Source organism: Ornithinibacillus halotolerans (genome assembly GCF_014637405.1).
GTDB lineage: Bacteria > Bacillota > Bacilli > Bacillales > Amphibacillaceae > Ornithinibacillus > Ornithinibacillus halotolerans.
Map to the genome: position 1 here is coordinate 26,024 of NZ_BMEY01000009.1, position 20,632 is coordinate 46,655.

The following is a 20,632-nucleotide window of genomic DNA, read 5'->3' on the forward strand; positions in this document are numbered from 1 at the left end:
TTTATTTTTGTACATACTAATTGAACACGACAATTCATTTAGGTGAGAAAATGAATATTGAGTTATTTAAACACGTATATTTTCGCATTCCCATTCTCCTTAGACTGTTAATTACCATCTTACTTGTTATCTTTTTATTTGGGACAATTATTCATTTTATTGAACCTAAAAATTTCCCAACCATCTTTGACGGAATTTGGTGGGCCATTGTCACCGGAGCGACAGTTGGTTATGGGGATTACGTACCATTAACAGCAATTGGCAGAATTATTGGGATGGTACTAATTCTAACCGGTGGTGGATTACTAACATTCTTCATTACACAGTTTGCCGCCACTACCGTACAACATGAGAATGACCTTTCTCAAGGAAAGGTCGCCTATAAAGGGAAGGAACATATTATCTTAGTTGGATGGAATGAACGGACTAGAATACTAATGGATAAGATATTAAAACATAATGCAAAGGCAGAAATTGTATTAATCGATCAAACTGTATCCCAGATGTCCTATCAACATTACCCCATTCATTTTATCCATGGTGATCCGACTGACGACTATTTTTTACAAAAGGCAAATATAACGATGGCCTCTAAAGTAGTTATTAGTGCAGATAACCGTAAGGGAGAGAAACAAGCAGACAATCAATCCATTTTGACCACTGTAGCTGTTAGGGGCAATAACCGTGACATCCCGATTATTGTTGAAATTATGACAAGTAACCAAATTGATAATGCGATTCGGGCTGGTGCAAATACTATTTTACGACCAAATGACTTTATGAGTGCCCTACTTTATCAGGAAGTCTTCAAAAGTAATGCGAAGCCATTTGAAACAGTTATTCACCTTCTAAAAGATCAACAATTTCATCACTTTAAAATTACCGAAGAATATATCAACCAGCCATATTTAGAAGTGTTTATTACCTTAAAAAAGCAACATTATTTATTACTTGGAATTATAAGAAATGATAAGTGGATATTTAATCCTGATTACAATTTGAAGTTAATCCAAGACGATGTTCTTGTTACTTCCATTTCTTGGGACAATTAAATTTTTGCCCTTATCCAAGATCTATGATAGTATTATATATTGTGTAAAAAGAAACGAAGGTATAGGAGATGTTCAGCATGTCAGATAAAATAGAAGTAGGTCAAATTATTAACGGGAAAGTAACTGGTATTCAACCATATGGTGCTTTCGTAGCACTTAACGAAGAAGTTCAAGGATTAGTTCATATTTCTGAAGTAACTCATGGATTTGTTAAAGATATAAATGACCACCTTTCCGTTGGAGACGAAGTGAGTGTTAAAGTACTAAATATTGATGAAGCGAAAAATAAAGTTTCTTTATCAATTCGTGCTACTGAAGAAGCTCCAAAGAAACAAGAAAAAGCACCTGTTAAAAAACAGGTAAAAGCAAAAGTTGAAGAAAGTAATTCTGGTTTTAATACTTTAAAAGATAAACTAGAAGAGTGGATTCAACAATCAGAATTTAAAAAATAATCCAAAAGAATAGAGGCTTCTCCCATCCATATTACTAATTGAAGTAATATTAATGGGAGAAGCCTCTTCTTTTATGGTATCTTATGTATGTTGGTTTAAAATATAGAAAACTAGTTAACATGACAAGGAGGAATAATTATGACACATATTCAATTTTCCTATAACCAAGCTTTGAATTTCATTAATCATGAAGAATTAACTAACCTCTCTGAGTTTGTTTCAGTTGCTCATCACGCTATACATAACCAAACTGGTCCAGGAAATGACTTTTTAGGATGGGTAAACCTTCCTGAGAATTATGATAAAGAAGAATACGAACGTATACAAAAAGCTGCTGAAAAAATTAAAAGTAATTCTGACATATTATTAGTAATTGGAATCGGTGGTTCTTACTTAGGAGCAAAAGCAGCACTAGAAATGCTAAATCACTCGTTTCAAGATCTTCTTACAAAAGAACAACGAAAAGTACCACAAGTTATTTTTGTAGGTCATCATATGAGTTCAACATATATGAAAGAGCTTTTCGATGTTTTAAAAGGAAAAGATTTCTCCATTAACATTATCTCTAAAAGTGGAACTACAACAGAACCAGCAATCGCTTTTCGAATTTTCAAGAAGTACTTAGAAGAAAAATACGGCTTAGAAGAAGCTAAATCTCGAATATTCGCAACAACGGACAAAGAAAAAGGAGCTCTAAAAGGGCTTGCTGACGAAGCAGGCTATGAAACATTTGTCATCCCTGATGATGTTGGAGGACGCTTCTCCGTTCTTACTGCAGTAGGACTGTTACCAATGGCAGTTAGTGGTATTTCAATTGATGATGTCATGGATGGTGCTAAGGATGCAATGAATGACTTCAATAACCCATCCCTTGATACTAATATTGCTTACCAATATGCAGCAGTACGCAATGTTTTATACAATAAAGGAAAGACAATCGAGATGCTTGTAAATTATGAACCTAGTCTTCAATATTTCTCTGAGTGGTGGAAACAGTTGTACGGTGAGAGTGAGGGAAAAGATCAGAAAGGTATTTTCCCTACATCTGCAAACTTCTCTACTGACTTACATTCACTTGGACAATATATTCAAGATGGACGTCGAGATTTATTTGAAACAGTTCTACATGTTCAAAAATCTAAATTGGACTTAACATTAGAAGAGGAAGAAAACAATTCAGATGGGTTAAATTACTTAGTAGGTAAAACCATTCATGAAATTAACGATAAAGCATACCAAGGTACATTACTTGCCCACACAGATGGAGGCGTACCAAACTTAGTAATTGAATTACCTGCTATTGATGCGTATACATTTGGATATCTTGTTTATTTCTTTGAAAAAGCTTGTGCACTAAGTGGGTACTTATTAGGAGTTAATCCATTTGACCAACCAGGGGTTGAAGCATATAAAAGAAATATGTTTGCCCTCTTAGGTAAACCAGGTTTTGAAGCAGAAAAAGAACAATTAGAAAAACGTTTGTAAAATGAAAACAGCTCATCTTAACTTGATGAGCTGTTTTACATTTAATGAATAAACCTCCAAATCCCATCCACTTTCTTCATTTCCAGAGTGTCTACAGTTTGTAAATCCCAACTTGCTAAATGAACAAAAGCAGTGTGGTCAGAAGTATATTCAGTCATGACTAAATGAGGTGGGCCATTTGAAATTGGCCATTTTAGAGTTTCCTCTCCAGTGGTTAAGAATGAAAACAAGTCTTGCTCTCCATGATTATTTACATAGTCATACAAAGAAACTATCTCAAAAGGTTCTAGTTCAATTAATGAACTTAAGTCTTTTGCTTCCTTATAGTTCTGGTAGATAGTAATCGTATTTTCACTTAAAGGTGGCCATTGATAAATAAGTGTAATATCTTTCCATTTAATATTTTCAAATCGTTCATCAAATAACACTCTTACAGATGTGAAATCAACATAACTACCATCGTTAACCCAATTATTTTCTTCCCATTCCTTTACTGTTTCATTGATAATTTCCCAAAAAACAGAATCCGGATAATCATCTAAAAATAAATAATAACTCTTCCTATTCTGTTCTTCTATTTGCGTATATCCATCAAGTCCCGTAATAAATCCATTCAAATATTGCCCAATTGTGCTCATTAATAGATTATAAAAATCATCATCAAATTCACTTCCATACATATTGACTATAGTTTCTAATTCAATTAGTATTTCCGGAAAATCTTCCCAGTCAGTATTTCCAAAGTAATAATTATTTAACTGTGGAGCGAGATCCGTATAAGCTAGATAGCCTTCACTATACCCTTTAGCAGTAAGGATTTGTTTAAGACGCTCAAAATTATATTTTACATTTAATGTTTCTGTTTCTAAATTGTGTTGTAACATATATCCTTGATTAGTTAAAGTAGAAATAAAATCCGTTAATTCTTGAGGTCCATCATAGGCTGATAGTAATTCCTGAGAAGTAACAATAGCATGATAATCAGCACTTGAAATTTGATGTTTAGTCAAAATATCAATTAAATACTCTTGGAAATCATTTTCAAACATTGCAACGGCGTAAAGCATATTAGTGAGAGAATGTTCTGGTATAGCATTGTCAGGATCCAAGTTACTTTCGAAAATAGAAGGAGGAGTTAACATATGATCGATAAAATATTTTGATTCATCTTTCGCATATTCGCTAAGACCACGGTTATTCGCTTTAATATCTTTTAAGATTAACTCTACTCTCGATACCAAAGGAAAATGATTGACAGAATCTACATTAAATTCTTCTGCTAACATTTTCTTAGCATTCTCGAAATATTCTATTATTTCAGGATCTAATTCTTCTGCTTCTTCTGTGGGTTCTTCTGTTACTTCTATATTCTCTTTTCTCTTCTCTTCCTCCGCCTGAATCGCTTGTTTCTCTTTCTCATTCGATAAGTAATTCATTGAGAAAATGGAAAAAGCAATGAATGCAACTACCCCAATTGCAATAGGGATGAATTTTTTCCATTTTTGATTAGCTTGTAATTGTTTTACGTTAAATAAAATTTCTTGTTTATCTGTTGTGAAAAGTGGTAAACGATCATAATCAAATTGAATTTCTGATAATAAACTCTCCATGTTTTCGTAATGTTGTTCATCACCATTCGTGGATTTGTATACCTTCTCTAATTTTAAAAAACCATCTTCTATATTTTGCTTTACTTTAGACTCATCTATATGTAATATATTTGCTATTTCCTCTAGTGTTTTACGATGGAAATAATGAATAACTAATGGTAACTTATATTTATAATCAAGTCCAGCGATGCAATAATGTAAAATTATCTTTTCACGATGTTCTAAATAATATCCATATGCTTTTATAAAATCTGATAGGTTTTTATCTTTCGTTGGTTGTTTGTAATTTTTAATTGCCCTACAAGTACTTATATAGATCCAATTTGTCATCGTATCTTCTTCTAATACTTCAATCCTACGGTATATGTAATTAATTGTATTTTGAACAACTGTAGGAATCTCTTGTGGATCAATTCCGCTTTGAAAAGACATTTTTTCTATTAAAGGTAAATAAGTATCGATTAATACAAGTAGCGAAGCTTCATCTTTTTCTTTTAATAATTGGAGCAAATTAACTTCATCCATAACACCCATCCCCTACTAAATATGTTCTCTTTATTTAATTAACGTAAATTTGATAAGAATTGTTTCAAAAAGGCGAAAAAAAATCAAAAATCATGTTTATATTTATTGTAACAGGGTATAACTAATAACGTAAGACTTTCTCGTATTCCCCCTGTAAGCAAGGCGTATTTTAACGCTTTGCTCTTTTTTTTGTTTAAATTACGTTATAATGACTATATAGCAATATAGCTTGTTAATAGGAGGTAATGAACATGGAAACTTTTAAAATCGTACATAATCGTAAGAATACTCGCTCGGTTAAATGGGATTTAGTGAAAGAACTCTTCAGTTCAGAAGATGTATTACCAATGTGGGTTGCGGATATGGACTTTCAAGCACCTGAAGCAGTTAATCAAGCGCTAATGGAACGGGCTAAACACGGTATTTATGGGTATACGGTGATCGATAGCGACGTAAAAGATGCTATTGTGAATTGGAATGAAAGAAGGCATAACTGGAAGATAAAATCGGACTGGCTGTCATTTAGTCCTGGTGTTGTAACTACACTTCATATGGCTATACAAGCACTAACTGAACCAGAAGATAGCATATTAATTCAGACACCTGTTTATACACCTTTTTATAAAGTAATTGAAGCCCATAACCGAAAAGTGATTAAAAATCCACTCATTCTAGAAGACAATAAATATAAAATCGATTTTGTTGACTTTGAAGATAAGCTAAAGACTGGAATAAAAGCTTTTATCTTATGTAGCCCTCATAATCCTGTAGGCAGGGTGTGGACTAAAGATGAATTAGAGGAAATGGCAAGGCTTTGCGAAAAACACGACGTACTTATCTTTTCTGACGAAATCCACGGAGATTTAAGTTTTCCAAATCAACATCATATACCAATTGCATCCATTTCAGAGGAGATTGCTCAAAGGACAGTCACTTTTATGGCCCCATCGAAAACATTTAATTTAGCAGGATTACAGGCTTCTTATGCAGTAACATCCAATAAAGAATTACGTGATAAATTAGATAAACAACTATTAAACCAAGGCTTTCATGGACTTAACATTATGGGTAATACAGCAATCGAAGCAGCTTACAACTATGGGGAAGAATGGTTAGATGGATTAAGAGCAATTATTGAGAGCAATTATTATTTTGTAAAAGAACAATTAGAGAAACATTCAGATCTCAAAGTGATCCAAGCTGAAGGAACATACTTGGCATGGATCGATTGTAGTTCATTAGGATTAGATTCAGATGGTTTGAAGACATTCTTTAGTAAAGAAGCTAAAGTTGGCTTAAATGCTGGTATCGATTATGGAGTAGAAGGAAAATATTTCATGCGTATGAATATTGCTTGTCCACATGAAACACTAGAAGAAGGCGTAAATAGAATTATTGAAGCTATCCACAACAGATAGAATGAAAAAAAGAGGCTGAAAGCATCAGCCTCTTTTTCTGTTCACCCTTCTTGTTCTTCATTAAATTCAGTAGGATCTGTCGGTGTTTCAGTTGATTCACCTGCTTTTTCAGGTTTAATAACCCCACAAATAATCCTTGCACCAGAATCACCACTTGGTTGAGATACGCCATCATCTTGCGAATCGCTTACAATTAATGATGTTCCTTCCCCTCTTAATAATGATTTCTTGCCCTCCTTTAACGTTGCCCCTGGTAGCATTAATTCTACGTCCACTACCCCGCTTCCGTCTGCTTCAATATTTGGCAAATCACCTAAATGTGGCCCTTTTGGATGCATCAATCCGTGTTCTTTCCCCTCCGGATCCAAATGATTTCCTGCACTTTTAAAATCTGGAGCTTCACATTTTGCATATTCATGTACAGCTATGCCGTGAAAACCTGGTGTTAATCCCTCTAACTTTAATTTAACAGATACACCATCTGCACCTTCCTTAAGTTCTGCTGTACCGACCATGTCACCAGAAGTATTATACATTTCTACTGTGGCGGATGTTTCCGCGTTACTTTGACATGAAACTAATAGAAAAGAAGTAAGAAGAAATAAAAGTACTGGTCTCATTACTGCTGCCCCTTTTTTTGCATGATACAAATAGTATTTGCAATATACAGCAAGGTAAACATGAAAATACGAAGTAAATGGAATAAAAAAAGACAAGGATTCCTTGTCTTCTAATTTGGTTTATTCTCTTTTTCTAATTGTGCTTTATACTGTGCATCAAAGTTTTCTTCTTGTTTTTTAGAATGCTTTTTAATAAAATATAGTGCTACTCCTGCAGCTACAATAATAATAACTAACATGATGACAGCTGGAATATATTCTGATTTATCCTCAGGAAAATATAAAAATGGCATCATTACAATCACGTCCTTCTCTTCCATAGTATAGCAAATTTATGTAATGTCTGAAACTTAATTGTTCGCTTATTTGAATAAAATTTGGCAGAATGATGGTAAGGAGGTTACGTGTATGAGCAATTTTAACATTGGGGACATTGTCCAAGTACCATATAAATCAGGAAGCTATGTAGGTGAATTAGTCGAGGAGCGACAAGACAAATATTTAATAAAAGTGATAGCTGTTTTAAAACATCCGATGCAAGGTGATTTACACCATCCAAAACAAGTGGAAAATGTTATTTTTCACGAAAGAAAAGCATTAGCTCAGTATGAAAAGGTATATGTATTAAAAGAGATTGTTCAACCATATCAAGATGAATTAATCGATTACAGTACTTCCTTAAAGGAAGCTGTCAAAATCTATCGTGAACAACTTGAAGCGAAGGAATCCGCATATAACAAAGAAGCATTACGGGCACTTAAGTCAGTTGAAGAGAATTATTATTTAAAACATTACTATTAACGAACACTACATAAAAAAAGGCTGATTATTTCAGCCTTTTTCATTATTCACCAAGATTTTCTTTAATTACTTCTGCAATACCTTGGATTGCCTCTTCTTCATCATTGCCATTAGCAGTAACTTTAATATCTGCACCTTTAGGGATACCTAGAGACATAACACCCATAATTGATTTTAAGTTAACAGTTTTTTCATTATAAGTTAAGTCAATATCAGATTGATATTGCCCAGCTTTATTTACTAATAATGTAGCAGGACGAGCATGTACACCAGTGTCTGCTGTAATTTTAAAAGCTTGTTCTTTCATAGTTTTTCATCCTTCCAGTAGATTCGCTTGTACAAATTTTATGTACTTTTAGTTCAATTATACTATAAATAGACTAAAATTGAACTTATCTATATTATATACGATTTCAATCCGTAATCAAATTTAAAGGTGGCAATATTTGTTTGTTTTTGTAGAATTGTTATGATAAGTTTATTTTTGTAAATATATATTAGGAGGAAATTAACATGAGTGTACATATAGGAGCAAAAAAAGGTGAAATTGCTGATAAAATCTTACTACCTGGCGATCCATTACGCGCAAAGTATATTGCTGAAACCTTCTTAGAAGATGTCCAACAATATAATCAGGTTCGTGGAATGTATGGCTATACTGGAACTTACAAAGGTGAAAAAGTCTCCGTTCAAGGTACTGGTATGGGGGTACCGTCCATATCTATCTATGTGAACGAATTAATTCAAAGTTATGATGTAAAAAAATTGATTCGTGTTGGTACTTGTGGTGCAATTCAAAAAGACGTTAAGGTACGAGACGTCATCTTAGCACAAGGGTCTACTACAGATTCTCGAATGAACCAGTTAATCTTCAATGGCATAGATTATGCACCATTAGCTGATTTTGATTTATTACGAAAAGCATATGAAGTAGGAACTGGTAAAGGAATGAACATTCGTGTAGGAAATGTCTTTACAAGTGATACATTCTATCGAGACAATGCAAAGGAAGTTAATGAACTCCTTGCAAAATATAAAGTTCTTGCTATCGAAATGGAAACAACTGCATTATATACGCTTGCAGCTAAATTTGACTGCCAAGCATTATCTGTATTAACTGTCTCTGATCATATTATTACAGGTGAAGAAACAACAGCAGAAGAACGACAAACAACATTTAATGAAATGATGGAAATTGCATTGGAAACAGCTATCCAATAAATCAATTCATTGAAAAAGGCTTAGTAATTATAACTAAGCCTTTTTTTGGTTGTTCTAATGTTAACTAATTAAAATTTAAGTTGACAATTAACCCTCCCCTTATTATTCTTTATAAAGGGAGGAGAGGAAAATATGAAGAATATTAAACCTATAGAAATCACAATTGGAGCATTATTCGTTTGTTTAATGGCAATTGGAGCAAATATTACCGTATGGTTTCCATTTCTAGCCATTCCAATTGGTGGAGCAACCGTTCCAATATCTTTACAAACATTCTTTTCAATTCTAGCAGGTCTAATTTTAGGGAAAAGACTTGGAAGTTTTGCAATGATTACATATGTATTTGTTGGAGTTATTGGAGTTCCAGTGTTCGCTGGAATGAAAGCTGGCCCAATGCAACTGATTACTCCGACTAGTGGCTTTATTTTTTCTTTTATCGTGGTTGCTTTCGTAGTCGGTTGGATAGCTGAACAGAAAAATAGTTCTTCCCTTTCGTTAAATATATTTGCTTCTATCATTGGCCTAATTATTAATTACGTAATGGGAGTTAGTTTTATGTATCTATCTATGAATACATGGCTAAACCTAGAAATTGGTTATATAACAGCTTGGGCTGGAATGGTACCATTTTTTATTAAAGACTTAGCATTATCAGGTTTAGCAGCAATATTTTCTATACGAATCGTTAAACAAATTCCGATGAAATGGAAAATGGCTAAGGTGAGTTAGGAAGATTTGAAACTTAAAACTTGTACAATGGTATATGGAAGTTAATAATCTGTGGTAGAATAGCTACAATAGAATTAGAAAACAAACGAAAGGAATTACAGCATGGAGCTAATTTCTAACTATCCTTTAATGGCTGCTCTGTTAGCTATTATCATTGCACAAGTAATTAAAATTCCAATCCATTATTTTGCAACAAGAGAATTTATTCCTGGATTAGCCTTTAGTACAGGTGGCATGCCAAGTAGCCATTCTGCCGCCGTTACATCACTTTCTACTGCTATAGGTATCGTAGAAGGGTTTGGATCAACACTCTTTGCTGTTGCTGCTGTATTTAGTGTCATAACGATGTATGATGCTTCAGGAGTTCGTAGACATGCTGGAACACATGCTACTGTTCTTAATCAGCTAGTAAAAGATTTTCAAGTGTTGATTGAAGGAGCTAAAAATTGGGAAAACAAAGAAAAATACGAAAAAAGAGAAGACCTTAAAGAATTGTTAGGCCATCAACCAATTGAAGTATTTTTTGGTGCAATAACTGGTATTTTAGTTGCAATCATTTTTCACTTATTATTGTAAATAGAAAAAGAGAGGATCCCCTCTCTTTTTCTATTAGCTTTTATTTATTTGTTCGCGGAAGACTTGAAGTGCTTTGTTTTCATTGAGATTATGAAGTACTTCTTCTGTTAACTTTCCTTCTCCCTCTTCAATAATATACACTTCAACTTCACGTTTTCCCCACTGACTGTAGACATCCTCGACGGTATGGAAATATAAATCTATTTTATTTCCATTTATTGCGCTACCCTTGTCTGCAACAACTCCAAAACCGTAATCTGGTATCCACATAATCGTACCTATTGGATAAACATTTAAATCTGCCGCTATTGTAGAATATAAGTCCCGCTTTACTTTTACACCTGAGTATGTGATTCCAAATTGTGGATGATCAGGTGTTTTACCCGTTGATTCAACACCTGCTGTATAACCTGTTGCTACCACTTTTTTCTTAGGGTAGTTATCAATGTTTATCGCTTCTTCCACTGTTTTTGGTCCTTCAATTTGAAGACTAGAAATATATCGTTCACCAGGACTAAGATACATAAACCCTTTTTCCTCTAAAGCTATCTTTCTATGTTCCGCTTCTTTGGCAAAGTATACATTTCCATTTACCGCATGATCTTGTTTTAACATTATTTCTATATCAGCATACGTAACATTAGAAATACTGGACACTGTTATCCAAAATGCCAATAGAAACAACGTTGTCATGCTTGTTCTTCTTACTATTTTATTGATTTTCAATAATAACACCTCTCTGGATGTCATCATTTCCAATCTAGTAAGATTTTATTCATAAAAAGTAGAAAACTAATGTTATGGTAAATATAGTTAAAACATTTGATAACCATTTTTTCTTAGCATTTTAATAACAATACCAGATACGATTGTACCTAAAAATCCCGAAGATAAAATAACAATATCCCAGGTATTAATTGACATTAATTCTGAAAATGCCTTTGAGAAAGATTCCCCTGGTGAAGAAAAATAATTTCCAAGTGATATCTTATCTACAATAAGAAGAACAATAAAAGGATAAATAAATGCCATTAACCAAGTTCTTCTAAGTAACATATTTAATATAAAAGCAATACCAAAGAAAATAACAAAAAACAAAATGACAGAAACGATTAATTGTATCAATTTAAAATTCTCCTTCTATCTCACATCTAACTTCCATACTAATTCTATAAGCATTTCATAAAAAAAGCAAAGACGAGATATCGTCTTTGCTTTCAATTGACCAGTTATTGTTTAATAAAAGAAATTAAATTTACCTTTTTTAAGAAGTAAGCCTACCCCACCAAGTTTTAATAAGTAACGATTGTCACTCATTTTCTTCATGAATGTAGCTTTCCATCCAAATAATTTCTTATCTCCAAATACAACACCCATAGCATCATTGTGTCCAAGTGACGCAAGAGTTCCTAGTGGCTTGTACTCAAAGCCAGCTAAATTACCGTTACCTTTAACAAGAGCAGCTACATTATGTGAAACTGTATCTGATTGTTGGATAGCAATTTGTGCTGTTGGTGGGAAAGGACGACCACTTTCTTCGTTCATAATTAGAGCACAATCTCCGATTACAAATACATTATCATATTCAGGTGAACGCATATCCGGACGAACTTGAATCTTACCACGATTATGTTCAAATCCAGAGTCAGCTACGATTGAATTTGCTTTAACTCCTGCAGCCCATACTGTAGTTAATGTAGGGATTTCATTAAGTTTTCCATCTTTTTCATAAACAACAGCATCAGGTTTTGCTTCTTTTAATAGTGCACCTGTTACGAATTCTACACCACGTGCTTCAAGTGAATTCATAGCATATTCAACTAATTCTGGGTCGAAACCTGGAAGTACAGTTGGTGCACCTTCAATATTGATAATTCTCACTTGTGACTTATCAATATCATATTCTTCACAAAGTTCTGGAACTCTATTTGCAAGTTCTCCCACAAACTCAATACCAGTAAAGCCACCGCCTCCAACAACGATATTTAAACGTGCAGGATTTTGGTCTTTATGATATTCTGCAAAATTATAATCTAAGTGCTCTCTAATTAGACGAGAAGTATTAATATCGTTAATCATGAAAGCGTTTTCTTCTAATCCCGGAATTCCAAAAGTTGCTGATTCGAAACCAAGACCAATTACAAGATAGTCATAGTCTAATTCTCCATTTGTAAGAATTACTTTATTTTCTTTTGGTTTAATCTCAACAACTGCATCTTTTACAAAATTAACTTTATGCTCATTGATTACATCTTTAATAGAAATTCGAGCTTGATCTTGATGAACTGTCCCAGCTGATACTTCATGTAGCCAAGTTGTTTGGTAATGATAGTCATTCTTGTTAACTAAAGTGATGTTTGCATCACCTGCATTTAGTAACTTCTGTAACTTTACAGTAGTCATAATTCCACCGTAACCAGCACCTAAAACGACGATATTAGGCTTCTTCACTTTATCATCACATCCATTTATTATTATTCTATTACACGCATGTGACATTTTTCACGTATAAAAATAAAAGAAAAGATTAATACAAATATAATTAATGTGAATGTCACACAATCGTAATATATTGTCCAATCTATATGATAGACCTTTTAAAGCTATTTTTCAAGCATTAAAATATAGATTCTTTTATTCATAGAAGACAGGACTGATGAATTTCATGAAGTAACAAATTATGGTACGATGTTAATGGTGTTTTAATGAGGAGGTAATTCAATGACAAATAAAGTATTCGATATAACAATAATAGGAGCAGGTCCTGCTGGATTATTTACTGCTTTTTATGGTGGTATGCGCCAAGCAAGTGTAAAGATTATTGAAAGTTTACCACATACTGGTGGTCAACTAACAGCCCTTTATCCAGAGAAATACATATATGATATTGCTGGATTTCCTAAGGTAAGAGCCCAAGAATTGGTAGATAACCTAGAAGAACAAGTAAAAATGTTTGATCCAACAATCGTATTAGGACAGTCAATTGAAACTGTAGAAAGATTAGAAGACCAGTCATTTAAATTAACTTCAAATACCGGTGAAGAACATTATACAAAAACAATGATAATTACTGCAGGAAACGGTGCCTTTCAACCTCGCCGTTTAAATATCGGCCAATCCGAGGATTTTGAAGGTATTAATTTACATTACTATATTACAGATATGAATCAATTTAAAGGTAGAAAAATCGCTATTTTAGGTGGCGGAGATTCAGCTGTTGATTGGGCTTTAATGCTTGAGCCAATTGCTGAAAAAGTATCTCTAATCCATCGCCGAAATGAATTTCGAGCTCATGAACATAGTGTCGAGCGATTAATGAATTCTAAAGTAGACGTGATTACACCTTTTGCAGCTAGTGATATTGTTGCTTCAAATAAAATTGAAAAAATTCTATTAGAAGAAGTAAAAGGTGACCAAACAATGGAATTAGAAGTAGATGATGTTATCTGTAACTATGGATTTATCTCTACTTTAGGACCAATAAAAAATTGGGGACTTGACATAGAAAGAAATAGTATTGTTGTTAATACAAAAATGGAGACGAATATTCCAGGAATCTATGCTGCCGGTGATATTTGTACGTATCCTGGGAAAGTCAAATTGATTGCAACTGGTTTTGGAGAAGGACCTACAGCCGTTAATAATGCAAAACAATATATTGATCCAAAAGCTAGAGTACAGCCGAAACATTCAACAAGTATGTTTGAATAGAAGACTATAAAAAAGCATGAAAAGGATTAACCTTTTCATGCTTTTATTAACATTTTTCTGGTGCTCCGACCGTTTCTTTTGTACGGAATGAAGATCCACAGCCACAGGAAAGTATTGCATTTGGGTTGTCAATTGTAAAGCCGCCACCCATTAAGTTCTGTTTAAAATCTATTGTAGTCCCCTGAATTACTGGAATGTCTGGCTTATGAATAACAACTGGTATGCCATTGATAACTTCCACAAGGTCCAATTCTTCATTTAATTCTTCGTCAAACCCAATGGAATAAGATAGACCACTACAACCGCCACCTTTTACCCCAAAGCGTAGACGAATATTTTTTGTCTCTTCTGCTTTCATCATTTCTTTTATTTGTAGACTTGCATTTTCAGTTAATGTTAAAACCATTGTAACACCTCCTATAAATGGTTATTAATAGTATACATGATTCAAACCACTAATCCAAGATTGCACTACCTATACATTAATTATGATAATAAAATGAACCTGTAGCAATTGTTTTAGCTTCTCCGGTCATCCACACATGACCATTTTCATCCCATTTGATGAACAAATCTCCACCTTGTAAATGAATAGTAATTTGTTGGTTTTTCGGGATATATTTACTTAGAGTTGCAGCAACAACTGCCGCACAAGCTCCAGTACCACATGCTTGTGTTACTCCTGAACCACGTTCCCAAACTCGGAAGTTAATCTCTTTCTCATTCATTATTTCGATAAATTCTACATTCACTCGTTCTGGAAATCTTGGATCTTTTTCTATTTTTTCACCTAATTCGTACAGTGGTGCTTGAGTAATATCTTCCACAAAGAATACTGCATGTGGATTACCCATCGATACTCCCGTAACATATAGCATATTATTTTCAATTGGGAAAGGTTCTTGAACAACTTGTTCAGAATCAAGTCCGAGCATTGGTATTAGAGAACGTCTTAAAGTTGGTTTACCCATATCGATTGTGACCTCATCCACTTTTCCATCATTTACTAATACTTCTGCTTCAACAATTCTTGATTTTGTTTCGATAAGAAAATGTGTTTTTTGTACGATTCCAGATTCATATGCGTACTTAGCCGTACATCGAAGGCCATTCCCACAATTTTTTCCTTCTGAACCATCTTTATTGAAAATGCGCATCCCAACATCAGCTTTATTAGTTGGATGAATTAATATCATTCCATCTGAACCTATACCAATATTGGGATCCGACACTTTCATAGCAACTTCAGATAAGAGTTTTTCCTCTAATGTATATCTAAATAAGTCAATATAAATGTAATTATTACCTAGCCCGTGCATCTTAATAAAAGGTATCTCTAAACTCATTTTAATTCTCCGATTAATTTGACATCCTGTTGGTCTAAAGCATTATAAATTGTTTTTAATCTTGGTATTCCTTCTGCCACCAGTTCATCATTTACAAAGATAATCGGATAAAATAAATCTTCTTCAAAAATTCTCTCCACAAATGCTTGATGCTTTTCTTCTGATTGTGGAATATTTATATCGATATATTTATAATTTATCCTGTCTACTTCATATTTCCTTGCTATTGCAGCTTGCAACCATTCATACGTATCTCTTGAGCCTGGTGCACCAACACAACTAGCACAAATTTGCTCTGCCCCGTAAACCGTTATTAATACCTCTTTATTGTTCAATCCCCTTTCTCCCCTTTCTTTTTTAATTATTTAGTTTCTTTTATTTTACAAAATCTTTATATAAAGATAAAATAATAGTTACCAATGTAGGCGGTTTTAAATTTGGAATAGATTTTTTTATGAAGCATCTATATAATAAAGTTAGGAAAGGAGAAGATGGATAATGCGTGAACAAGTTCAGGAAGTATTAAATAAATTACGTCCATTCTTACTACGTGACGGTGGGGATGTTGAATTAGTTGATGTTGATGATGATGGCATTGTACTTCTTCGTCTCATGGGTGCATGTGGTAACTGCCCAAGCTCAACAATTACATTAAAAGCAGGTATTGAACGTGCCTTAATGGCAGAAGTACCAGGTGTAAAAGAAATCGAACAAGTTTTTTAATAAATCTTTTAAGCAGCCAACAGAGAATGTTGACTGCTTTTTTATTGCTTCCTAATCCAGCCATTTAATAATGGGAAAATCATACCGTTTATAATCCACATCTAATAAATCAAATAACTCACTCAATCTGTTCTCATACCTATTTTGAATCTTTAATAGTTGTTTCAAATCTTGATAATATTCATCTACATTTTCCCCATTAAATCCTTTCTCGATAAAATCAAATAGATGAATTGGGTAGACTAGACGGGCATACAACAATCTCCAACTAAACACAGATAACGGTCGTAGTTCCTGATAGTCAATTAAGAACTGTTTCATTTCATTTATTGGAACAGAATCTAATAACAAATGATGTCTTATATATTCTGCCAAATCTCTAGAGGGATGATCATATACTAACTTATCTGTCCAAATAATAGGTTGTAGTAAATCATTCGTATACCTGTGAAATGTAAATACACCTTGATCACTTTTATGAAATCGTTTTTCCGTTTCACTTTCTTGAATATATTGAATTGCATTTTCACTAATGCCAATAATATAGGGAAACATATCCACTAGAAGACGATAATATTTATTTGAACTTGATTTGCCTTCCATTTCTAATTGAATTTTCTGTTCATAGGCTGTTATTTTTTTTATCCATAATTCTTTCCATTGTCCATAACTAGAAATTTCTGTCGGTTCATATTGATATTCTGCGCTTTTATTATGAAATTCTGCCATTCTTTGTCCGTGTGTTAAGGTTGAACTATCTTGAATCTTCTCTACTTTTAGCACGAGATAATGTTGATTATCTTTTTCAACAAACCATTTATTCCCCATCGTCGGTATGGGAATAGCCGTATGTTTATAACCAATTTCGGTAAGATAATAAGCAAGTGCAGCTTGTTCTAAGAGAATCATTTCCTTGTTAGTAGCAGAAATGATAAAATAATAATTATACTTATCGTGAAAACCATCTCTTCCATTTATTCTTACTTGTTCCGTCACATGAATATTATAATTTACTAATAATAATTCTCTCATCATATTTCCCTCCCAGACACCCTTACTATTAAATGTATGAGAAATTAAACTAATTTTAACCATGAAAAGGAGAAAGTGATAAACATGGATAAAAAAATTAAAAATGAAGTATTAAATCAAAAGGCAAGAGAACTATTAGAAGAGAGAGGAGTTACATTACAAGATATTGCAGAATTAGTTTATTATTTACAGTCAAAGTATCATGATAACTTGAGTATGGATGATTGTCTTTATAATGTTGATCGCGTTCTAGAGAAACGTGAAGTACAAAATGCTATATTGACAGGTATACAGCTCGATAAGCTTGCAGAGAAGAATATGCTAGAAGAGCCTTTACAGACGACCATTGCCATCGATGAAGGGTTATATGGGGTTGATGAGATTATTGCTTTCTCTATTGTTAATGTGTATGGCTCCATTGGGTTTACAAATTATGGGTATATCGATAAACAAAAGCCTGGCATATTAAAACGTTTGAATGATAAGTCAACTGGCCAGTGTCATACATTTTTGGATGATATTGTTGGAGCTATTGCAGCAGCTGCTTCTAGTAGATTGGCACATGCTGCACAAGATGCTGAGTAATGTAGTATTAAAAAAGGGTTTGACTCGTCGAAGGTAAGAGTCAAACCCAATATTATTATTACAACCATTCACTCAAATCTCTTACGTAATACGTTGGCTTTATTGGTAACGAATCATAATCCTTAAAAGGAGTCACTCCTGTAAATACCATTAATGTATCCATTCCAGAACTTATTCCAGCACGAATATCTGTATTGTAGTTATCCCCAACTAAGATTGTTTCCTCTTTGGTTGTTCCTAGTTCATGTAATGCTTGGTCCACAATAATGGTTTCAGGTTTTCCTATGAATTGAGGTTTCACCCCAGTACTTACTGAAATAACGGTTGTTAAAGCTCCATTTCCAGGTAGTAAACCCCGTTCTGTTGGTAATGCATGATCACTATTAGTAGAAATAAAAGAAGCTCCATTTCGCACTGCTAAACATGCACAAGCTAATTTCTCATAATTGATGTAACGATCGATTCCGACAACAACTGTATTACTTACAAGATGGTCATCTGCCACTTTGACATTTTCTTTTTGTAAAGCATCAAATAACCCTTCTTCACCTATAACATAGCAAATCGCATTTGGATTTGTTTGCTTGATATATTTTGCGGTTGCCATACTACTTGTAAATACATTTTTAGCACTTGCTTCAATTCCTAAATGATTGAGCTTTTCTGCAACTTGGGTGCTTGTTCTTGAAGAATTGTTTGTTAAAAATAAGTATGGAATGTCTTTTTCAACTAAAGATTGAATGAATTGTGGTGCTTGGTCAATGACCTCATTTCCCTTATACATCGTCCCGTCTAAATCAATAAGGTATCCTTTATAGCCCCTAAACATGTAACATCACTACTCCTTCGTGAATGCGTTAGCTACACCAATTTCCTTTGTTAAATAGTCACGAATACGAGTGGTAAAATGATTTAACATTTCATAATTGTCGTCTAATACTGTCTGAATATGGTCATGATTAACATGTAAATAATCTTTAACTAACATTTTTCTTAAGTCGATAACTGCTTTATAGCCACTACTTTCTTCACTCGGAATTACTTTTTCATCCTCTAAAATATCAATAATATCTTCATAACTTCCTGGATCTCGCATAATAAATCCATCAATCATCATATTGCCAATATCGATAATGGATTCAACTAAAAGCTGTGATAGCCTTTCCAAAGCAAACTTTTCTAAATTTGTTTCGACATGAATTTCTTTATACTCTTGTAAGAGCTCTTCAATAAATTGTAATGTTTCTTCTACTTTTTTTCTGTCTACAAAATACATTTATGATACCTCCAACATTCATATACAATTCCATCATAGCATAAAAAAATTAAACTAATAAATGATTGTCCTCGAGTAGAGAGTAGGTAAGTAATGGATAATTATTCGATCGATTATTTGGAAAGGCTATTAGAAAGAAAGGATGATTCAATTGGGTAAAAAGGACAAGGAGAAATTTTCTAATTTTTCAAACGTTGAATACCAAAATAATTATTTAATTCCGGAAGAGTTTCCAGAAGGACCTTTTGGATCAAGCATAAATAAGGAACAAGCAGTGGAAGGTAAATCAACACCATGGAAAGAAGGACAACGAAGAGAAAGTGCATTTGTCTTTCCTGATAAAAATCAACATGAGGATCTCCCCCGTCAAATTAAAGGAGCACACCCTCTTCATGATGATGTAGAAGAGGATTGATTAAACTATTTAGGGGGACATCCCCCCTATTTCCAACTCAATCTTTCTTTTGCAAAACAAAATAAGCACAGCCGAAATTACAATACTCAAATAAATAGTCATCTAATGCACTAATTTTGGTATCTTCGGATGCTTTCGAATTATGATCATGATAAAAGCCTTTAAGTCGTAATTGCTCATAACCCCAGTCACCAACTATGTAATCATATTTCTTTAGAATATCTGAGTAACGTTCCTCTAACGCCTTTTGTTGGAATCCGTCCTTTACATTTTCAATCAACTCATAATTTTTGCCAAATAATTCAATCACAATTCTCACCCCTCATCTGTTGCCTTTAGTTTACCATACTTTTGATAAAATCAGCTATCTTCGTTTTTATTGCATGATTTTCATATTATACAACAAACTAGTAGTATCTGATAGCGAATGAAGGAGGAAATTATGTTGAAACAAATATTAAGTATCTTATTCCTAACCATATTTATAGTTGGCTGTACAAATACGGATAACTCTTCTAGTAATGATTACCAAATTCCAACTGATGTAAATCCAAATAATGAAAGTAACATCGAAAATATGTCAAATGAAAACCCGAAAGTTGGTTATGTTAATTATACAAGAGACCAATTGAATCAAGAGAATGAACAAAACCATGCTGTTACTATAGACTATAGTCAGATGGCAGATATGATAGCAAAAATTATTCTTAAGAATGAAGGATTCAACAGAGTTGCTACATTAGTTACAGACCAAGAAGTGTTAATTGCTTATGACCGTGATGATGCATTAGATCGAGTTATTGCTGCTGATATCGCAAGTAAAACTGCAGTATCGGTAATGCCTGGTTTTTATGATGTGTACGTATCAGATAATGAAATGTTAATAAACGATATTCAAAGCTTACATCGTTCATCTCCTTCAAACCGTGATTATGACAATACTTTAGAGCAAATCATTAATCGAATGAAGGAAACACCTCAAGGTATTAAACATAAAGAGGATTTAACGGACTAACATTGTTAGTCCGATTAACTTTTACATTATTCCTTTAGCA

27 protein-coding genes are annotated in these 20,632 nt (G+C 33.4%); 13 read left to right on the forward strand and 14 right to left on the reverse strand.

Annotated elements, in window-relative coordinates:
• Nucleotides 1–50 precede the first annotated feature (50 nt).
• From IEV35_RS10145 to IEV35_RS10155, 3 genes are all read left to right on the forward strand, one after another.
• Complete coding sequence (locus IEV35_RS10145; protein ID WP_188384544.1) at nucleotides 51–1,052, forward strand: potassium channel family protein; 1,002 nt, start codon at nucleotides 51–53, stop codon at nucleotides 1,050–1,052.
• A gap of 77 nt (nucleotides 1,053–1,129) precedes the next feature.
• Nucleotides 1,130–1,504, forward strand: a complete 375-nt coding sequence (gene yugI, locus IEV35_RS10150; RefSeq protein ID WP_188384545.1) for a S1 domain-containing post-transcriptional regulator GSP13 — start codon at nucleotides 1,130–1,132, stop codon at nucleotides 1,502–1,504.
• Nucleotides 1,505–1,639: 135 nt separating this feature from the next.
• A complete protein-coding gene (locus IEV35_RS10155) occupies nucleotides 1,640–2,989 on the forward strand; it encodes a glucose-6-phosphate isomerase (RefSeq protein ID WP_188384651.1) in 1,350 nt (449 codons plus the stop codon).
• A gap of 41 nt (nucleotides 2,990–3,030) precedes the next feature.
• On the opposite strand, the gene IEV35_RS10160 is transcribed toward IEV35_RS10155, so the two are convergent.
• Nucleotides 3,031–5,124: an RNA polymerase sigma factor gene (locus tag IEV35_RS10160; protein ID WP_188384546.1), complete on the reverse strand. Its 2,094-nt coding sequence runs from the start codon at nucleotides 5,122–5,124 to the stop codon at nucleotides 3,031–3,033.
• Between the two features lie 251 nt (nucleotides 5,125–5,375).
• Here IEV35_RS10160 and IEV35_RS10165 point away from each other — a divergent pair, with 251 nt between their 5' ends.
• Entirely contained in the window at nucleotides 5,376–6,542 is a 1,167-nt protein-coding gene (locus IEV35_RS10165; protein WP_188384547.1) for a MalY/PatB family protein, read from the forward strand.
• 41 nt (nucleotides 6,543–6,583) lie between these two features.
• Here the strand turns inward: IEV35_RS10165 and IEV35_RS10170 are convergent, their stop codons facing one another.
• On the reverse strand, nucleotides 6,584–7,162 hold the full coding sequence (locus tag IEV35_RS10170; protein ID WP_188384548.1) for a superoxide dismutase family protein: 579 nt from the start codon (nucleotides 7,160–7,162) through the stop codon (nucleotides 6,584–6,586).
• Nucleotides 7,163–7,272: 110 nt separating this feature from the next.
• Nucleotides 7,273–7,458 (reverse strand): hypothetical protein, encoded by a 186-nt coding sequence (locus IEV35_RS10175; protein ID WP_188384652.1) that lies wholly within the window; start codon nucleotides 7,456–7,458, stop codon nucleotides 7,273–7,275.
• A gap of 112 nt (nucleotides 7,459–7,570) precedes the next feature.
• Between IEV35_RS10175 and kapB the strand changes: the two genes are divergently transcribed.
• A complete protein-coding gene (gene kapB, locus IEV35_RS10180) occupies nucleotides 7,571–7,963 on the forward strand; it encodes a kinase-associated lipoprotein KapB (protein ID WP_188384549.1) in 393 nt (130 codons plus the stop codon).
• 43 nt (nucleotides 7,964–8,006) lie between these two features.
• Here the strand turns inward: kapB and IEV35_RS10185 are convergent, their stop codons facing one another.
• Nucleotides 8,007–8,270, reverse strand: coding sequence for a phosphocarrier protein HPr (locus IEV35_RS10185; protein WP_188384550.1), 264 nt, complete (start codon nucleotides 8,268–8,270; stop codon nucleotides 8,007–8,009).
• A 206-nt stretch (nucleotides 8,271–8,476) separates the two neighbouring features.
• Between IEV35_RS10185 and deoD the strand changes: the two genes are divergently transcribed.
• From deoD to IEV35_RS10200, 3 genes are all read left to right on the forward strand, one after another.
• Entirely contained in the window at nucleotides 8,477–9,184 is a 708-nt protein-coding gene (gene deoD / locus IEV35_RS10190) for a purine-nucleoside phosphorylase (protein ID WP_188384551.1), read from the forward strand.
• Between the two features lie 132 nt (nucleotides 9,185–9,316).
• On the forward strand, nucleotides 9,317–9,913 hold the full coding sequence (locus IEV35_RS10195; RefSeq protein ID WP_188384552.1) for a biotin transporter BioY: 597 nt from the start codon (nucleotides 9,317–9,319) through the stop codon (nucleotides 9,911–9,913).
• Nucleotides 9,914–10,015: 102 nt separating this feature from the next.
• Nucleotides 10,016–10,489 carry a divergent PAP2 family protein gene (locus IEV35_RS10200; protein ID WP_188384553.1) on the forward strand — a complete coding sequence of 158 codons (474 nt, stop codon included), beginning with the start codon at nucleotides 10,016–10,018 and terminating at the stop codon, nucleotides 10,487–10,489.
• A 33-nt stretch (nucleotides 10,490–10,522) separates the two neighbouring features.
• On the opposite strand, the gene spsC is transcribed toward IEV35_RS10200, so the two are convergent.
• The 3 genes from spsC to IEV35_RS10215 all read right to left on the reverse strand — a co-directional run bounded on the left by spsC (nucleotide 10,523) and on the right by IEV35_RS10215 (nucleotide 12,940).
• Nucleotides 10,523–11,215 (reverse strand): stationary phase survival protein SpsC, encoded by a 693-nt coding sequence (gene spsC, locus IEV35_RS10205; protein WP_188384554.1) that lies wholly within the window; start codon nucleotides 11,213–11,215, stop codon nucleotides 10,523–10,525.
• 87 nt (nucleotides 11,216–11,302) lie between these two features.
• Nucleotides 11,303–11,614, reverse strand: a complete 312-nt coding sequence (locus tag IEV35_RS10210; protein ID WP_188384555.1) for a YuiB family protein — start codon at nucleotides 11,612–11,614, stop codon at nucleotides 11,303–11,305.
• Between the two features lie 111 nt (nucleotides 11,615–11,725).
• Complete coding sequence (locus IEV35_RS10215) at nucleotides 11,726–12,940, reverse strand: NAD(P)/FAD-dependent oxidoreductase (RefSeq protein WP_188384556.1); 1,215 nt, start codon at nucleotides 12,938–12,940, stop codon at nucleotides 11,726–11,728.
• A gap of 270 nt (nucleotides 12,941–13,210) precedes the next feature.
• Between IEV35_RS10215 and IEV35_RS10220 the strand changes: the two genes are divergently transcribed.
• Nucleotides 13,211–14,200 carry an NAD(P)/FAD-dependent oxidoreductase gene (locus IEV35_RS10220; protein WP_188384557.1) on the forward strand — a complete coding sequence of 330 codons (990 nt, stop codon included), beginning with the start codon at nucleotides 13,211–13,213 and terminating at the stop codon, nucleotides 14,198–14,200.
• Between the two features lie 46 nt (nucleotides 14,201–14,246).
• On the opposite strand, the gene IEV35_RS10225 is transcribed toward IEV35_RS10220, so the two are convergent.
• The 3 genes from IEV35_RS10225 to IEV35_RS10235 form a co-directional block, all read right to left on the reverse strand.
• Nucleotides 14,247–14,606, reverse strand: coding sequence for a HesB/IscA family protein (locus IEV35_RS10225; RefSeq protein WP_188384558.1), 360 nt, complete (start codon nucleotides 14,604–14,606; stop codon nucleotides 14,247–14,249).
• A 76-nt stretch (nucleotides 14,607–14,682) separates the two neighbouring features.
• The gene (gene dapF, locus IEV35_RS10230; protein WP_188384559.1) at nucleotides 14,683–15,546 is read right to left on the reverse strand and encodes a diaminopimelate epimerase; all 864 of its coding nucleotides are present in this window, start codon (nucleotides 15,544–15,546) and stop codon (nucleotides 14,683–14,685) included.
• A complete protein-coding gene (locus IEV35_RS10235) occupies nucleotides 15,543–15,881 on the reverse strand; it encodes a YuzD family protein (RefSeq protein WP_188384560.1) in 339 nt (112 codons plus the stop codon). The genes dapF and IEV35_RS10235 overlap by 4 nt, the downstream gene beginning before the upstream one ends.
• 163 nt (nucleotides 15,882–16,044) lie before the next feature.
• Between IEV35_RS10235 and IEV35_RS10240 the strand changes: the two genes are divergently transcribed.
• Nucleotides 16,045–16,269 carry a NifU family protein gene (locus IEV35_RS10240; protein ID WP_042142979.1) on the forward strand — a complete coding sequence of 75 codons (225 nt, stop codon included), beginning with the start codon at nucleotides 16,045–16,047 and terminating at the stop codon, nucleotides 16,267–16,269.
• Nucleotides 16,270–16,320: 51 nt separating this feature from the next.
• Here IEV35_RS10240 and IEV35_RS10245 read toward each other — a convergent pair whose 3' ends face one another.
• Nucleotides 16,321–17,301, reverse strand: coding sequence for a YutH/CotS family kinase-like spore coat protein (locus IEV35_RS10245; RefSeq protein WP_188384561.1), 981 nt, complete (start codon nucleotides 17,299–17,301; stop codon nucleotides 16,321–16,323).
• 84 nt (nucleotides 17,302–17,385) lie between these two features.
• Here IEV35_RS10245 and IEV35_RS10250 point away from each other — a divergent pair, with 84 nt between their 5' ends.
• Nucleotides 17,386–17,886: a phosphatidylglycerophosphatase A family protein gene (locus IEV35_RS10250; RefSeq protein ID WP_188384562.1), complete on the forward strand. Its 501-nt coding sequence runs from the start codon at nucleotides 17,386–17,388 to the stop codon at nucleotides 17,884–17,886.
• Nucleotides 17,887–17,944: 58 nt separating this feature from the next.
• Here the strand turns inward: IEV35_RS10250 and nucF are convergent, their stop codons facing one another.
• Nucleotides 17,945–18,715, reverse strand: a complete 771-nt coding sequence (nucF, locus tag IEV35_RS10255; protein ID WP_188384563.1) for a 5' nucleotidase NucF — start codon at nucleotides 18,713–18,715, stop codon at nucleotides 17,945–17,947.
• Nucleotides 18,716–18,724: 9 nt separating this feature from the next.
• Nucleotides 18,725–19,162, reverse strand: a complete 438-nt coding sequence (gene hepT / locus IEV35_RS10260; RefSeq protein WP_188384564.1) for a type VII toxin-antitoxin system HepT family RNase toxin — start codon at nucleotides 19,160–19,162, stop codon at nucleotides 18,725–18,727.
• 151 nt (nucleotides 19,163–19,313) lie between these two features.
• Here hepT and IEV35_RS10265 point away from each other — a divergent pair, with 151 nt between their 5' ends.
• Complete coding sequence (locus tag IEV35_RS10265; protein WP_229740715.1) at nucleotides 19,314–19,577, forward strand: hypothetical protein; 264 nt, start codon at nucleotides 19,314–19,316, stop codon at nucleotides 19,575–19,577.
• Nucleotides 19,578–19,614: 37 nt separating this feature from the next.
• Here the strand turns inward: IEV35_RS10265 and IEV35_RS10270 are convergent, their stop codons facing one another.
• A complete protein-coding gene (locus IEV35_RS10270; protein ID WP_188384566.1) occupies nucleotides 19,615–19,887 on the reverse strand; it encodes a YutD family protein in 273 nt (90 codons plus the stop codon).
• 132 nt (nucleotides 19,888–20,019) lie between these two features.
• Between IEV35_RS10270 and IEV35_RS10275 the strand changes: the two genes are divergently transcribed.
• The gene (locus IEV35_RS10275; protein ID WP_229740716.1) at nucleotides 20,020–20,592 is read left to right on the forward strand and encodes a YhcN/YlaJ family sporulation lipoprotein; all 573 of its coding nucleotides are present in this window, start codon (nucleotides 20,020–20,022) and stop codon (nucleotides 20,590–20,592) included.
• The last annotated feature ends 40 nt before the right edge of the window (nucleotides 20,593–20,632 follow it).